Consider the following 14,403-nt stretch of genomic DNA (forward strand, 5'->3'; position numbering starts at 1 on the left):
GTCTGCTTCAGTCCTCCGTCAAGATGAGGCTCCTGTGCAGCACTTGCTCACTACACTTCCGTGAACCGCATGCCGGTGGCGCGGGTGTGCTCCAGCGCGGTCTTGAGGTCCTCGGAGACGATGAGGGCAATGGACCAACCCCAGGTTCGGAAGACCTTGGCGCTGCCTACTTGCGACGGGTCGATGCGCATGCCGTACACGGAGCGGTACTGACCGACCTTCTCCGGCCGTCCGTCCTTGGGCTCCCAGCGCCGGGCCTCCTCCGATGCACGCTCATCAATGCAGCGGATCATCCGGGTCGCCACGAGCATGCTGAATTGTTCGGGTTGCCCTGGGATGTCCACCGACAGGAACTGGACGTCGTTGGGAGCAAGCTCCGCGAAGAGCATGGCCAGTTTGACGTGGACGACCGGAGCCATGCACAGCCCTGCCATCGAGAAGTCACGAGGCTTTCCGGGCTCCATGAAGGGGATTCGAAGCGGCCCCGTTATTTCGACAGGCGTGCCTGCCCTGAGCCGCCAGGCGTCTTCGATCTCCACTCCGTTCTTGTCGACCGGATCATCCAGATACCAATACCCCTCTTCAGGGTCGCCATGCAGCTCGAAGAAACGATTGGACATGGTGGGGGGGCTCAACGTCCAGGGCGAGAAGTACCCAACAACCCAGCCGGCCTCAGTCCTCCGTCAGCAGGAGGCTCCAGAGCAGCACCTTCTTCTTGCCCGGTGGCCGGTGCAGGCAGCGGAGCGGGCCGTCCTGGGACGCCACGAACACGATGGCTCCGGAGTGCTGGTTGGCGAAGACGGCCGCGGCCCGGTGGCGTGAGCCGTGCTGGTGGATGGGGTAGTGCGGCCCGGGACGCCCCTGGAGCGTGCGCGCCTCGAAGACCTGCGGCGGGCCGCTTCTCGGGAGCGCAATCTGATACCCCGCGCAGAGCACCTCCAGCTCCGGCCCCAAGACCAGCGCGTTGTCCACCGCCGTGAACTGCCCGATGCTCTCCACCAGCGCCTGGAAGTCGCTCTCCGTCACCTTGTCGTCGTGCTCGGCCGCGGCCTTCTTCAACTCCGGATCCTCTTCCTCCTCCGCCGCCTTGCCGGCCTCCGCCTGCCAGGCGCCGTTGATGAGGTCCGCCCTCGCCTGCACGAAGCGCTGCAATCGCTGGCGCAACAACGAGCCCTGCTCCGACGGCAGGACGTACTTGCCTCGCGCCCGGAAGCGCTCCACGTCGTGCTGCTTGGGCAGGAACGCGATGAGCCCTCCGTGATGCAGGCCCGCCATCCTCCGGATGAGCCCCTGCACCGCGTTGGACACGTACCACTCGCGGTTGCCGCCCATCAGCGGCTGCACCTTGGGCAGGGACTCCACCAGCGTGGCGCACATCTCCATCAGCGCCGCGCGCACCGCGCTGTCCTCGTGGAAGAGCAGGTCGTGCAATGCCACTCGACGGCCCGGCGGCACCGGCGCTCCCTGCTCGTAGCGGAACACCTCGCGCCCCTGCGTGCTCACCACCAGGTGGCCCGGCTCCGGCGCGTGCAGGATGAAGACGTCCTCCTCGCCCTCGGCGTGGAACTCCGTGTACTCCACCCGGCGCGCCAGCCCCTGGATGCGCAGCTTGCCGTCTCGCGGCCCCACCACCACCGCCGTGCGCGGCAGGTTCGCCGCGGGCGCCAGCTTCACCAGCGCCTCCACGCTGAAGTCGGTGATGCTCGACTTGGCCTCCAGGGGCAGCGTCTCCCACGCCTGCCGCTTGCCCTTCTGTCCGCCGATGTAGACCGTCTCTCGCACCGCCTGCAGGCCCTGCAACCCCTGCGCGTGATAGGCGATGCGCACGCGCGTGGCCTCGCCCTCCTCGCGGCCCAGGCTCGCGAAGAACACCGTGTCCGCCAGCACGACCAGCAGCTTCAGCGTCGGCTCGGCGAGCGGCGTCTTGGCGAACTGCCGGAGCCACCCTCGCAGGGCTTCTCCGGGATATTGCAGGCCGGGTTCATCCATCGGGCGGGCAGCATAATCACGGCGCCGTGTTTCCCGGTGGAAGTCGCTCGCGCGCCGCGATGCGGCGTTGGTTTCTCACCGTGCGCCCGGCCTGTAGCACCGACGTCACGACAGTCGCCGCCACGAAGGGTTGTCGCCACCCGGACGCGCTCCTAGGGTTTCCCTCTTCCCCCTGGAGACCTTCCTGATGCGCTCGCGTTACCTGACCGCCGCCCTGCTCGCCCTCGCGCTGCCGCTGTCCGCCAGCGCGGCGCCCGCCGCCTCGCGCACCGTCGTCTTCCAGGGCGGCACGGTGCTGGATGGCTCCGGAGGCCAGCCGCTGGAGGAGGCTGCGGTGGTGGTGCGCGACGGGAAGATTGTTTCCGTGGGGCTCGCCATCAACGTCAAGGTGCCCAAGGGCGCGGAGGTCATCGACTTCAAGGGCCAGACGCTCCTGCCCGGCCTCATCTCCGACCACAGCCACGTGGGCCAGACGTCCGGCACCACCACGGGCTCCCAGAACTACACGCGGGAGAACGTCGAGAAGCAGCTGCGCCAGTTCGCCGCGTATGGCGTCACCACCGTGACGGCGCTCGGGATGAACCGGCCGCTGTTCAATGAGCTTCGCAAGGACGCCCACGCGGACACCTTCACCGGCGCGGACCTCTTCGGCGCGGGGCAGGGCATCGGCGTGCCGGAGGGTGGGCCTCCCCAGGCGATGACGAACAGCGCGCCGGATCAGCTCTTCCGCCCCACTACCGCGGAGGAGGCCCGCGCCGCCGTGCGCACACTGGCCAAGAACCGCGTGGACCTGGTGAAGGTCTGGGTCGACACGTTCCTGGGCAAGCTCCCGAAGATGAAGCCGGACATCTACAAGGCCGTCATCGACGAGTCCCACAAACAGGGCCTGCGCGTCGCCGCCCACATCCACGACCTGGAGGACGCGAAGGCCGTGGTGGACGCGGGCGTGGACATCATCGCCCACGGCGTGCGCGACCAGCCCGTGGACACGGCCTTCATCCAGGCCATGAAGAAGCGCGGCGTCTGGTACGTGCCCACCCTGGAGCTGGACGAGGCCACCGTCGTCTACGCGGACCAGCCCCTGCTCGTGGATGACCCCGTCCTCCAGCCCGCGCTGTCCCCGGAGCTGCGCGCGCAGTTCAACGACTCCGCCTGGCGCAAGAAGACCCTGGAGGACCCCAAGGCCCAGGAGGCGCGCCACGCGCTCTCCACCAACCAGGCCAACCTGAAGGCGCTGTACGACGCGGGCGTGAAGGTGGGCTTCGGCACGGACTCCGGCGCCACCCCGCTGCGCATCCCCGGCTACGCGGAGCACCGCGAGCTGAAGCTGATGGTCGGCGCGGGTCTCACGCCGGGTCAGGCCCTGGCCGTCGCCACCGGGAACGCGGCGGACCTGCTCAAGCTCAAGGACCGGGGCCGCATCAAGCCCGGCCTGCGCGCGGACTTCTTCCTCGTGGAGGGCGACCCCTCCGCCAGCATCATCGCCGCGGACCGCATCACCGGCGTGTGGCGCCAGGGTCGCAAGGTGGCCGGGAAGCTCACCGCTCCTCCCGCGCCCTGAGCCGGCGCTTCATTCTTCAATCGGCGGCTGGAGCGTGCCGAAGTGCTCCAGTCCCCGGTCCATCGCGGAGCGCACCGCGTGGAGCAGGGCGCCGTCCGACAACCGCCGCACCAGGACCATGCCGGTCGCCACGTAGGACGGCGCGCCTCCCAGCCGTGCCTCCAGCGCCTCCAGGGTGAGCACGGTGAGGACGAAGGTGCGTCCGTCGCGCAGCCGCACCACCAGGTTCCGGGAGCCCTCGAAGTGCAGCGCCGGGTTCTCCGCCACCAGCAGGGAGGCGATCCGCTCGTCCTCCGTATCGATGGACCGCAGTCCTGACCGTTCGCGCGTCGAGCGTCGCATGGCGGGGACGATGGGGACCCCCACCCGGGCCTACAACCCCTGCCCTTGGGAGCGCCGCGTCGCCGGACAGCCTCCAGCCCCGTGGGGGCGGGGTGGCGGGCAGGGGAGCGCTGACGCCGCACGAGACGAACGCCCCGTGCCGGGTGTATGGCCCAGGCCGCCCATGCCCGCCGAGCCGTCCATCCTGTCCACCTGGGGCCTTCCCGGGATGTTCTTCGTCGCCATGCTGGCGGGCTCCGTGGTGCCGGTGCCCTCCGAGGCGATGCTCGCCGCCCTCATCTACAACGGCACGCCGCCGGTGATGGCCACCGTGGTGGCCACCGTGGGCAACGTGCTGGGCGCGGTGACGCTCTACATCCTGGGCCAGTGGGTGTCGCGCGGCGGTGGCGGCGCCGTGGGCCGCTGGGTGTCGCGCCGCCGGGAGAAGGAAGGCCCGCGCATGGCGCGCGTGGAGGCGAACCTGCGCAACTGGGGCGCTCCCGCCCTGCTCATGTCGTGGCTGCCCATCCTGGGTGACGCGTTCGTGCTCGCGGGTGGCTTCGTGGGTGTGCGCCCCTTTCCCTTCGTCGTCTTCGTCACCCTGGGTAAGGGCCTGCGCTACGCCTTCGTCGCGCTGTCCACCACGGCAGCCATGTAACAATGCGTAACATTGCGCGTCCCTGCCGGGGGGGATGCGCCGCTCACGAAACGTTTCAAGGAATGTGACGGATAAACGGCGGTGGCGTCGTGTACGCGGAATACTGCGTCCGCGGCGCTGCCGTGACGTCCCTGAACCTCTACGGCTTCCGGGTTTTCCGGGAGCAGGATGAAACATCGTGAGCCTGAAACAAGACCTCTTCCGGCGGCCTGCCGCCTCCTGGCGTACGTGGTCCTTCACGCTGGTGTGCGCGGCGCTCAGCGCGTGCGGTGGCTCCGTGGAGGCGGACGCGGAGGAGACGGCGCCGGAGCTCGTCGCGCGTGAGGACTCGCTGGCGAACGTGCGGCTGCGCCTGATGGCGGCCAATCTGAGCAGCGGCAATGGGCAGGACTACAACCCGGGCCACGGCCTCCGCATCTTCCAGGGCACGGACGCGGACGTCGTGATGATTCAGGAATTCAACTACCAGACGGACTCCGCGGCGGACCTCCGCGCCTTCGTGGACACGGCGTTCGGCACGAGCTTCTCGTACTACCGCGAGGCCGGTGCGCAGATTCCCAACGGCATCATCAGCCGCTACCCCATCATCGCCGCGGGCGAGTGGGACGACACGCAGGTGTCCAACCGCGACTTCGCGTGGGCGCGCATCGACATCCCGGGGCCCAAGGACCTGTGGGCCATCAGCGTGCACCTGCTGACCACCAGCTCCAGCGTCCGCAACACGGAAGCGAACAACCTGGTGAAGTTCATCAACGCCAACGTGCCCGCCAGCGACTACCTGGTCATCGGCGGTGACTTCAACACCGGCAGCCGCAGCGAGGCGACCTTCAGCACCTTCTCCAGCGTGGTGTCCACGGCGTCGCCGTACCCGGCGGACAAGAATGGCAACACCAACACCAACGCGGGCCGCAACTCGCCGTACGACCACGTGCTGGTGGACAACGACCTGCGCGCCTACCAGACGTCGGTGGTGATGGGCTCCAGCACCTTCGCCAACGGCCTGGTGGTGGACACGCGCGTGTACTCGCCGCTCTCCGACATCTCCCCGGCGCTGTCGGGCGACAGCGGCGCGTCCGGCATGCAGCACATGGGCGTCATCAAGGACTTCCTCATCCCGGGCGACGGCGCGACGTCCTCCTCCGTGACGGTGCTGTCGCCCAACGGCGGTGAGAGCTGGACGGCCGGCTCGGCGCGCACCATCACCTGGTCGGCGTCCGGCGTCTCCAACGTGAAGGTGGAGTACTCGCTGAACGGCTCCACGTGGACGACCATCACGTCCAGCACGGGCGCGTCCTCCGGCAGCGTGGCGTGGACGGTGCCCTCCAGCGCCAGCACCACCGCGTGGGTGCGCGTGAGCGACGCGAGCAACGCCACCGTCACCGACCTGTCCAACGCGGCCTTCACCATCACCACGGGCGGCACCGGTGGCACGGGCAACGTGTTCATCAACGAGGTGCTCATCAACGAGCCGGGTTCGGACGTGAACGGCGAGTTCGTGGAGCTGGTCAACAGCGGCACGGCGGCGGTGGACCTGAGTGGCTGGACGGTGTCGGACGCCACGGCCGTGCGCCACACCTTCGCCAGCGGCACCACGGTGGCGGCGGGCAAGGCGGTGGTGGTGTTCGGCGGCGCGTCCGGCATCCCGGCCGGCACGCCAGGCGCGGTGGCCGCGTCCACGGGTTCCCTGGTCCTGGGCAACAGCGGTGACACCGTCACGGTGAAGAACAGCGCGGGCACCGTGGTGAGCACGGCCACGTTCGCCGCGTCGCTCGCGGGCACGGACGGCGTGTCCGCCAACCGCAGCCCGGACGCGTCCTCCACGGCCAGCTTCGTGCTGCACACGGGCGTGTCCAGCCTGACGAGCTCTCCTGGCAAGCGCGCCAGCGGCGCCGCGTTCTAGTCCTGAACACCGCTCCTCCGGACGAAGCTGGTCCGGAGGAGCGACCTGGGAGAGTGTCCCCCCGGAACGTCCCGCTTCCGGACGCGAGGAGCCCCCCCATCATGCTGAAGGTCCATCACCTCTCCGAATCCCGCTCGCAGCGAATCCTCTGGCTCCTGGAGGAGTTGGGGCTCGACTACGAGGTCGTCCGCTACGAGCGTGACCCGAAGACGGGGTTCGCTCCGCCGGAGCTCAAGGCCGTCCACCCGCTGGGCAAGTCGCCGCTGGTGGAGGACGACGGCCGGGTGCTGGCGGAGTCCGGCGCCATCATTGAGTCGCTGATCCGCAAGCATGGCCAGGGCCGGCTGTCGCCCGCGCCGGAGGACCTGGACCGCTACACGCACTTCCTGCACTACGCGGAAGGCTCCGCGATGCTGCCCATCGTGCAGCTGCTCTACGTGAAGCGGCTGGGCGACGCCGCGGCGCCCATCAAGCCGCGCATCGACTCCGAGCTGAAGAACCACCTGAACTACCTGGAAGAGACGCTCCAGGGCCGCGAGTACCTGGTGGGCAATGGACTGACGGGCGCGGACATCCAGCTGAGCTTCGTGCTGGAGGCGGCGAAGTCCTTCCGTCTGCTCGGGGAGCTGCCGAACCTCACGGCCTACCTCGACCGGCTCCACGCGCGCCCCGCGTACCAGCGGGCCCTGGAGCGGGGCGGGCCGTACAAGATGGGCCGCTGAAAAGACGACGGGCCGCCCCGGTGCATCCGGGACGGCCCGTTGGCCTGTCCGACTGTCGGACTGGTTCCGCGACGCCTAGCGCAGGCGGGGCGGCACGTGGGGGCCGAAAGCGGGCGGCTCCTCCGACTGCACGAACTTGGGAGCGCGCTTCAGCGGGGCGATGCCCATCCAACGGTTGAGGTTGGCCTTCGCCTCCGCCTGCTGGGCCGCCGGGAGCTGGCTGATGCGCGCGTTGTGGTTTCCGCCCTCCACCGTGTACAGGTAGGAGTCCTGCGAATTGCCCAGCACGTAGGCCGCCGCCGTCCACGGGTCATAGCTGCCGTAGATGAACATCAGGCGCTGTCCCTGCGCGGACACCCAGTCCTGGATGTCCGGCATGGCCTGGGGACGGAACACGAACGGGATGCCCGGCGGCGAGTACACCTCGCCGGTGTCGGTGTCTGGGAAGTGGATGAGCGCGCCCAGGTGCTTCTCATAGGGCTGGGGCCAGCCCAGCTCCGCCGCGGCCTGGTAGTAGTACGCGGCGTAGGGGCCGATGCCCTGGTCCGAGAAGGAATCGATGCCGACCACCGAGTTCAGCGCGTTGAACAGCTGCTGATCCGTCGCGGTGGTGGCGGGGATGCTCCCGGTGCAGCTCGACGCGCTGCTGTACTGCCAGAAGGCGAAGTAGGTCTCGATGGCGGCGTGCTCCAGCACCAGCTCCCGGCCCAGCTGCGAATACGTCAGATTGTTGCTCGCGGCGAAGGCGTCCACGAGGGAGAGCATCTGGCTCCGGCGCGTGAGCACCTCGCGTTGGAAGGCCCACAGCCGCTCGCGGCAGGCCAGCTGCGCGTCGCCGCCCACGGTCTCCTGGAACGTCACGAAGCGCTCGTCGTCGCGCTTCGCGATGGGCGCCACGTACGCCACGGTGGCGTCCACGTCGTCCGGATGGAAGCGGCGGAAGAACACCACCGTCTCGCCGCCCTTGCTGCCGCCGGTGGACACCCACTTGCCGGTGTAGATGGGTTTGAGCGCCTGGGTGATGCGGTGGAAGTCATCCGCGGACTGGCGGATGGTGAGCTGGCTCCAGTCCGCGGGCGACGGAATGCTCGGAGGGAAGAAGCGGTGCTCCACGGCGACCTGATTGGCGGCTAGGAGCTGCGTGGGCTCGCTGCGGCCGGTGCCGGTGGAGACGTTGTAGCCGCTGGTGGAGAGCACCATCGGGCTGGCGTCCGCCTTGTGCATCAGCGTCAGGCGCTGCTCGAAGCGCTGGCACTCCGGGTGGGCGTGGTCCGACGGCTGGTTGTACCGAAGGACGAAGTGCCGGTAGCCCGCGGGGACACTGCCGCCGGTCCGGTCCTGGTCCACGATGAGGCCCGGGATGGCCTCCAACCGGGTCCGGATGTCCAACGACGTATTCTGGATGACGCTCAGGTCCGGGGGCGTGTCGACCCAGCCGCTGGGAGTGCACGTCACCACGCCGCCGTCAGTCCCTGCATCGGCGTCCGTGCCCGCGTCGCTCTCCGTGCCCGCGTCGTTCTCCGTGCCCGCGTCGGATCCCGCATCGGTCTCCGTGCCTGCGTCGGGACCCGCATCGGCGTCCGTGCCGGCGTCCGTGCCCGCATCGGAGCCTGCGTCGGAGCCGGCATCCGAGCCCGCGTCCACGGCCTGCGTGCCGCTGTCGGGGCGCGGGTCGTCCGGCTCGTCATCGCCACAGGCGACCGGACCTCCGAGCAGGCCGAGCAGGGGAAGCATCAACAACACACGAGGGAAGCGAGCAGCTCGGGCCATCGGGGTCTCCAGCGAAGGGCCGCCATTCTAGGTCAGGAGCCCGTCACGACGCCTGCCGCCGCACGCTCTGTCCGGCCCCGGGAGGCCCGGACGGCTGACCGCTTGAGTCCACTCCTCGCGCGGGGTAGCCACGTCCCGTCACGTCTCCTTGGAGCCTCCCATGAAGCCCCTGCTGCTGGCCGCCGTCCTCGCCGCCGCGCCCGCCACCCCGCAGAAGTCGCCTGCTCCTGACGCCGGCCTCACGCAGGCCGCGCAGCCCTCCCTCACCGTGCCCGGAGGGAAGTTCCTCCGCGCCCGCTCCGGCAACACCGCCGTGGCCCAGATGTTCGCGCCGGGCATCGCGGAGCTGTCCCTGGCGGAGAAGCGCGTGGCGTGGTCCCTCACGCTCGCGGCGCACGCGGGCGAGGACATCGCGTTGGATCAGCTGGGCTGGAAGCTGGTGCCGACGAAGCAGCTGCTGGAGGGCGTCTGGCTCTTCGGCCGCGATGCGCAGAGCTCCGCGTCTGGCTTCGACGCAAAGCTGGCGGAATACCTGCTGCGCTTCTACGGACACGGCGGCAACCACGACAGCACCACCGGCCAGAAGTTCGTCCCGGCCTTCACCGCGGAACAGCTCGCGGCCGGTGCTTCCCGCGCCCGCCAGGCCGGCGCGCCCTGGCCGGTGAGGGACGACGCCGCGCTCCAGGTCTGGCTCCAGGAACTGACGCCCACCCTCTTCGACGCGTCCTTCGAGCCGCAGCTCACCTCCAAGGCCCCGCCGCCGGGACAGGACCTCCTCACCGCGTCCTCCAACACCGCCTACGGCCCCGGTGTGACGGAGAAGGACCTAGTGGGCTTCAAGGAGAAGTACCCGCTCAACTCGCGCGTGGTGAAGCAGGACGGCAAGCTGGTGGAGCAGGTGTTCCGCGCGGGCACGCCGGACGGCAAGGTGAAGCCAGGGCTGTACGCGAAGGAGCTCTCGCGCGTCATCGCGCACCTCCAGGAGGCGATGAAGTCCGCCGAGCCCGCGCACAAGGCCGCGCTGGGCAAGCTGGTGCGCTACTTCCAGACGGGCAGCCCCAAGGACTGGGACGCGTACAACATCGCGTGGCTCAAGGTGGACCCGAAGGTGGACGCCAACCTGGGCTTCATCGAGACCTACGTCGACCCGCGCGGCCACAAGGGACAGTGGGAAGGGCTGGTCAACTACCGCGACACGGCGGAGAACCAGATCATGGTGCTCATGGGCCAGAAGGCCCAGTACTTCGAGGACCGGCTGCCCTGGCCGCAGAAGTACCGCCGCAAGAAGGTCTCGCTGCCGGTGGCCAAGGCCATCAACCTCATCACGTCCAACCCGGAGCCGCCCGCGGGCATCAACCTGCCCAACGAGCAGCACATCCGGGAGAAGTACGGCAGCAAGAGCGTGATGATCACCAACGTCATGGACGCCGCCTCCGCCGTGACGCGGCTGCCCCTGGCGCTGGAGTTCTCCCGCACGGCGGAGGACCGCGAGCAGGCCCAGAAGTACTCCGTCACCGCGCGCAAGTGGCTGGTGGCCTTCCACGAAGTGCTGGGCCACGCCTCCGGCCAGGTGGATCCGAAGTTGAAGGGCCAGTCCCCATCCGTCTTCCTCAAGGAGTACGACAACACGCTGGAGGAGGCGCGCGCGGACTTGGTCGCGCTTTGGCACGCGTTCGACCCGGCGCTCGCGGAGCTGTCTCCGGACCACGAGGCCATCGCCCGGCAGATGTACCGGGACTTCCTGGTGGAGGGGCTCACCAACCTGCGCCGCGTGGAGACGGGCAACGCCTTCGAGGAGGACCACCAGCGCGGCCACCACATGACGGTGACGTTCCTGGAGGAGAAGGGCGCGGTGAAGCAGGTGACGCAAGACGGCCGCACGTACCTGGTGATTCCGGACTACGCGAAGATGCGCGAGGCCGTGGGCGAGCTGCTCTCGAAGCTGATGGTCATCAAGGCCACCGGCGACTACGAGGGCATCCGCACGCTGGTGCAGGAGAAGGGCATCCACTTCGACCCGAAGCTGCGCGACGAGGTCGCCCGCCGGGTGAAGGCCGTGGACGTGCCCACGGTGCTGCTGCTCAATTCGCCTCGCGTGGTGCCGGTGCTGGACGCGAAGGGGGCGGTGGTGGACCTGAAGGAGGACACCACCCAGGCCTTCGTGGATCAGCACCTGGAGCGCAGCCTGCTGGGCCGGCTGTCCCCCGCGGAGGCCAGCCGTGTCGCCGCGCAGGTGGCGGGCTCGCCGGACGGGGTGCGCGAGGCCTTCAAGGAGCTGGGGCCGGAAACGGCTCCGGCGCCGACCCCCGCGAAGAAGGGTGCGGCGCCGGTGAAGTCCACGCCCTGAGCGGGGCTCAGGGGCCGTCAGTGGTTGGACGGCGTGTCGGTGTCCGTGATGGGCGTGCCGGACTCCGTGGTGAGCACGACATGCTGGGAGCCCGGCTGGATGGGGCCTCCCGGCGTGGCCGGGTCGCCCATCCGTCCGTTGGGCCGGCCGTAGTCGCGCTCGTAGATGCGCACCACGGAGAGGAAGAAGGCGACGATGAGGGGCCCCAAGAGCAGGCCCACCGCGCCGAACGCCGCCAGTCCGCCCAAGAGGGCGAAGAAGACGATGGCGCCGTGCTGGTTCATGCCCTTCCGGGCCAGGAGCGGCTTGACGACGTTGTCCACGAGCCCCACCACGATGACGCCCCAGATGGCCAGGAAGAGGGCCGCCCACGGGTGGCCGCTGAGGAACATCAGGCCCGCGGCGAAGAGCACCACCACCGCGGCGCCCACGGCGGGGATGAGGGCGAGGAAGAACGTGAGGCCCGCGAAGAACAGCGGCGCGGGCACCCCCACGATGAGGAAGCCGATGAGCGCGACCGCTGCCTGGACGCCCGCGGTGGCGATGGTGGAGACGAGCACCGACACGGAGGTGCTCTTGAACTCGCGCAACAGCTCCCGCGTCTGTCCGCGCCGCAGCGGCGACACGCTCTCGATCCACTGCACCAGCCGCGCGCCGTCGGTGAGGAAGAAGAAGAGGGCGATGAGCATCATCGTCAGTTGGAGGATGATGGTGCCCGTGGCGGCCACCGCTCCCGTCACGGCCTTGGCGGCGGTGCCCCCTTGGGTCGTCATCTGCTCCTGGAGCTTCTGGTCCAGTTCGGCCTGCTCCAGCGGGAGCCGCTCAATCAGCTTGCTCACCGGGCCCTGGATGCCGCTGGGGAGCTTCTCCACCAGGCCCGTCATCCCGTCCTTCTGCACGGCCCCCGTCACGAAGCGCGCGCCCTCGGACACCTCCGCGACGACGAAGGCGGTGAGGCCGCCCAGGGGCAGCAGCAGGGCCAGCAGGATGCCGCTGACGATGAGCCCGGAGGACACGTTGCCGTGGCCGCGCAGCCGCTTCTTCAGCCGGGTGTGCAGTCCGTAGAAGGTGCCCGCCAGCACCGCCGCCAGGAAGAACGCTTCCGCGAAGGGCCGGATGACCAGGCACAACAGGACGATGGACAGCAGGATGAGACCCACGAAGACGCGTCGCGCTACCTGATCGGAGGCCATGGCCTTGCCAAGTTAGGGAGCCGGACCTGTCGGCGGGAGCCTGCCCGGCCGGATTGTCTCCAGAACATTCCCCTCGGCCCGGCAGCCTGCCTGCTCACGGGGCTTGGGAGCGGCAGAGGGAGCGCTAGAGTGCGCGCATGCCGCCCTTCGACTCCGCCCGCTTCACGCTCTGGCTTCCGCAGCTCCTGTGCGCCGCCTTCCTGGCCATCCTCTTCCTGCAGTCCGGCCTGGACAAGGTCGTGGACTGGAAGGGGAACCTGGGGTGGCTGACCGGCCACTTCTCCAAGTCGCCCCTGAAGGGCGTGGTGACGCCGATGCTGGCGGTCATCACCCTGATGGAGCTGGCAGCCGGGGCGCTGAGCGGGGCGGGCGCGGTGGCGCTGCTGGTGAACGGCAATCCGTTCTTTGCGTACCTGGGCGCGGTGCTCTCCGCGGTGTCGCTGCTGGCGCTCTTCTTCGGTCAGCGCATGGCGAAGGAGTACGCAGGCGCGGCGGTGCTGGTGCCGTACTTCATCGTCGCGCTCGCGGGTGTGTACCTGCTGCGGCTGGCCTGAGGCCGGCCCTCTAGAGCACCTTGCGCGAAGGCATGATGGCGTTGGCGGACAGCAGGCCCGCCGCCAGCGCCACCGCGACCATCAGCATGGAGAAGGCCGTGTCCACGCCGGCCACCACGTCGCGCTCCAGCAGCGACGCGAGGCTGCGGAAGCCCACGCTGCCGGGGACGAGCAGCATCAGCCCCGGCACCACGGTGGTGACGGCGGGCCGGTTGCGCAGCCTCGCCAGCGCGTTGCTCCCGATGCCCAGCAGCAGCGCGCCCGCGAAGGCGCCCAGCTGAGGCCCCAGCAGCAGCGCTCCCAGCCGCGCGCCCATGAACGCGGCGGCGCCGGCCAGGGCAATCCATCCCCAGTCGCGCGGCCGGGCGCGGAAGAGCACCGCGATGGCGAAGCCCGCCACCACGAGCGCGGCGATGGCGACCCCCGGGGGTAGCACTGCGGGCAGGGATGGCGTGGGCATGGGCACGGGAGGCAGCACCGTGGCCACGCGGCTGCCCAGGGCCGCGCCGAAGCCCAGTTGGAGGAAGATGAGCGCGGCGTGGGTGAGGCGCGACGTGCCGGAGATGAGGTTGCGCGTGGCCACCTCGTTGACGGCGATGGTGAGCGTGAGGCCGGGCAACAGGACGATGAGGCCCGCGAGCGTGGCCACCTCGCCGTGCAGCGGGCCGAAGAAGTGGGCCGCGAGCCCCGCGAACGCGGCGGACAGCACGGCCGCCACGGGCTCCAGCACGCGGGCGGTGGTCGGCTGCTTGCGGGTCAGCAGGTCCAGCGCGCCAATGGCCAGGCTGCTGACGCCGGCGACGCCCATCTCCTTCCATCCGCCGCCGAACAGCAGCGCCGCGGAAGCGCCCGCCAGCATCCAGCAGAGCAGCTGCAGGGCGGGGCCGTAGCGCGGAGGCCGGGCGAGGATGTCCTCCACGCGGCGCGCGCCCACCGCGGGCGTGAGGCGCCCGTGGATGACGTCGTCCGCGAGCATGTCCAGGAGGATGAGGCGCTCCAGGTCCATGTCGCCGGGCTCCACACGGATGAGGCTGGTGCGCAGGTCCTCGGGGGGGCCGAAGGAGGCGAAGATGGAGGTGGGCGTGGAGAAGAAGCGGGCCTCCAGGCCCAGCCGCTCGCTCACCTTCATCATCAGGCCCTCCAGGCGGTGGGCGGGCGTGCCGTGACGGTGCAGGGCGTGGCCCAGCCGCAGCACGAAGGCCACCGCGGGGCCGGGCGGCGGGGGCGCGAGGGAGGCGACGAACTCGGGCGGGGCTTCAGCGGTTTCGGAGGGACGCGTGGACACGGCGGGCGCGCACATGCGCAGAGCCGCCTGGGGGAGTCAAACGGCGCGGAGCCCCCCTGGAAGCCCTCCTGCTCGTACTTATCTCCAGGGTGTTCGGGGAAAT

The 14,403-nt window shown here is 69.8% G+C and carries 12 protein-coding genes; 6 read left to right on the forward strand and 6 right to left on the reverse strand.

Translation table 11 applies throughout. The features are described from left to right. Positions 1 to 50 precede the first annotated feature (50 nt). A complete protein-coding gene (locus D7Y04_RS07825) occupies positions 51 to 620 on the reverse strand; it encodes an imm11 family protein (RefSeq protein WP_121758795.1) in 570 nt (189 codons plus the stop codon). Between the two features lie 52 nt (positions 621 to 672). Beyond that, positions 673 to 1,989 (reverse strand): putative sensor domain DACNV-containing protein, encoded by a 1,317-nt coding sequence (locus D7Y04_RS44375; protein WP_120597131.1) that lies wholly within the window; start codon positions 1,987 to 1,989, stop codon positions 673 to 675. A gap of 187 nt (positions 1,990 to 2,176) precedes the next feature. On the opposite strand from D7Y04_RS44375, the gene D7Y04_RS07835 reads away from it, so the two are divergent. Further along, positions 2,177 to 3,550, forward strand: coding sequence for an amidohydrolase family protein (locus D7Y04_RS07835; RefSeq protein WP_121758796.1), 1,374 nt, complete (start codon positions 2,177 to 2,179; stop codon positions 3,548 to 3,550). A gap of 9 nt (positions 3,551 to 3,559) precedes the next feature. Here D7Y04_RS07835 and D7Y04_RS07840 read toward each other — a convergent pair whose 3' ends face one another. Next, positions 3,560 to 3,892 (reverse strand): hypothetical protein, encoded by a 333-nt coding sequence (locus D7Y04_RS07840; protein WP_120597129.1) that lies wholly within the window; start codon positions 3,890 to 3,892, stop codon positions 3,560 to 3,562. A 163-nt stretch (positions 3,893 to 4,055) separates the two neighbouring features. Between D7Y04_RS07840 and D7Y04_RS07845 the strand changes: the two genes are divergently transcribed. From D7Y04_RS07845 to D7Y04_RS07855, 3 genes are all read left to right on the forward strand, one after another. Further along, positions 4,056 to 4,529, forward strand: coding sequence for a YqaA family protein (locus D7Y04_RS07845; protein WP_121758797.1), 474 nt, complete (start codon positions 4,056 to 4,058; stop codon positions 4,527 to 4,529). A gap of 178 nt (positions 4,530 to 4,707) precedes the next feature. Then, positions 4,708 to 6,429, forward strand: coding sequence for a lamin tail domain-containing protein (locus tag D7Y04_RS07850; protein WP_121758798.1), 1,722 nt, complete (start codon positions 4,708 to 4,710; stop codon positions 6,427 to 6,429). 101 nt (positions 6,430 to 6,530) lie between these two features. Next, on the forward strand, positions 6,531 to 7,151 hold the full coding sequence (locus D7Y04_RS07855) for a glutathione S-transferase family protein (RefSeq protein ID WP_121758799.1): 621 nt from the start codon (positions 6,531 to 6,533) through the stop codon (positions 7,149 to 7,151). Positions 7,152 to 7,226: 75 nt separating this feature from the next. Here the strand turns inward: D7Y04_RS07855 and D7Y04_RS07860 are convergent, their stop codons facing one another. Beyond that, positions 7,227 to 8,921: a S28 family serine protease gene (locus tag D7Y04_RS07860; protein ID WP_120599383.1), complete on the reverse strand. Its 1,695-nt coding sequence runs from the start codon at positions 8,919 to 8,921 to the stop codon at positions 7,227 to 7,229. A gap of 160 nt (positions 8,922 to 9,081) precedes the next feature. Between D7Y04_RS07860 and D7Y04_RS07865 the strand changes: the two genes are divergently transcribed. Beyond that, the gene (locus D7Y04_RS07865; protein ID WP_121758800.1) at positions 9,082 to 11,268 is read left to right on the forward strand and encodes a peptidase; all 2,187 of its coding nucleotides are present in this window, start codon (positions 9,082 to 9,084) and stop codon (positions 11,266 to 11,268) included. Positions 11,269 to 11,285: 17 nt separating this feature from the next. On the opposite strand, the gene D7Y04_RS07870 is transcribed toward D7Y04_RS07865, so the two are convergent. Next, complete coding sequence (locus tag D7Y04_RS07870; protein WP_121758801.1) at positions 11,286 to 12,461, reverse strand: AI-2E family transporter; 1,176 nt, start codon at positions 12,459 to 12,461, stop codon at positions 11,286 to 11,288. Between the two features lie 137 nt (positions 12,462 to 12,598). Here D7Y04_RS07870 and D7Y04_RS07875 point away from each other — a divergent pair, with 137 nt between their 5' ends. Next, positions 12,599 to 13,015, forward strand: a complete 417-nt coding sequence (locus D7Y04_RS07875; protein WP_120576085.1) for a DoxX family protein — start codon at positions 12,599 to 12,601, stop codon at positions 13,013 to 13,015. Between the two features lie 10 nt (positions 13,016 to 13,025). On the opposite strand, the gene D7Y04_RS07880 is transcribed toward D7Y04_RS07875, so the two are convergent. Beyond that, a complete protein-coding gene (locus D7Y04_RS07880) occupies positions 13,026 to 14,315 on the reverse strand; it encodes a threonine/serine exporter ThrE family protein (protein ID WP_121758802.1) in 1,290 nt (429 codons plus the stop codon). Positions 14,316 to 14,403: the final 88 nt, after the last annotated feature.

It is taken from the genome of Corallococcus sp. AB038B (genome assembly GCF_003668955.1).
Lineage (GTDB): Bacteria > Myxococcota > Myxococcia > Myxococcales > Myxococcaceae > Corallococcus > Corallococcus exiguus.

Coding starts and splice junctions, on each gene's coding strand:
- D7Y04_RS44375 (WP_120597131.1), bottom strand. CDS start 1,989: ATGGATGAACCCGGCCTGCAATATCCCGGAGAAGCCCTGCGAGGGTGG.
- D7Y04_RS07860 (WP_120599383.1), bottom strand. CDS start 8,921: ATGGCCCGAGCTGCTCGCTTCCCTCGTGTGTTGTTGATGCTTCCCCTG.
- D7Y04_RS07835 (WP_121758796.1), top strand. CDS start 2,177: ATGCGCTCGCGTTACCTGACCGCCGCCCTGCTCGCCCTCGCGCTGCCG.
- D7Y04_RS07875 (WP_120576085.1), top strand. CDS start 12,599: ATGCCGCCCTTCGACTCCGCCCGCTTCACGCTCTGGCTTCCGCAGCTC.
- D7Y04_RS07845 (WP_121758797.1), top strand. CDS start 4,056: ATGCCCGCCGAGCCGTCCATCCTGTCCACCTGGGGCCTTCCCGGGATG.
- D7Y04_RS07865 (WP_121758800.1), top strand. CDS start 9,082: ATGAAGCCCCTGCTGCTGGCCGCCGTCCTCGCCGCCGCGCCCGCCACC.
- D7Y04_RS07840 (WP_120597129.1), bottom strand. CDS start 3,892: ATGCGACGCTCGACGCGCGAACGGTCAGGACTGCGGTCCATCGATACG.
- D7Y04_RS07870 (WP_121758801.1), bottom strand. CDS start 12,461: ATGGCCTCCGATCAGGTAGCGCGACGCGTCTTCGTGGGTCTCATCCTG.
- D7Y04_RS07880 (WP_121758802.1), bottom strand. CDS start 14,315: ATGTGCGCGCCCGCCGTGTCCACGCGTCCCTCCGAAACCGCTGAAGCC.
- D7Y04_RS07825 (WP_121758795.1), bottom strand. CDS start 620: ATGTCCAATCGTTTCTTCGAGCTGCATGGCGACCCTGAAGAGGGGTAT.
- D7Y04_RS07855 (WP_121758799.1), top strand. CDS start 6,531: ATGCTGAAGGTCCATCACCTCTCCGAATCCCGCTCGCAGCGAATCCTC.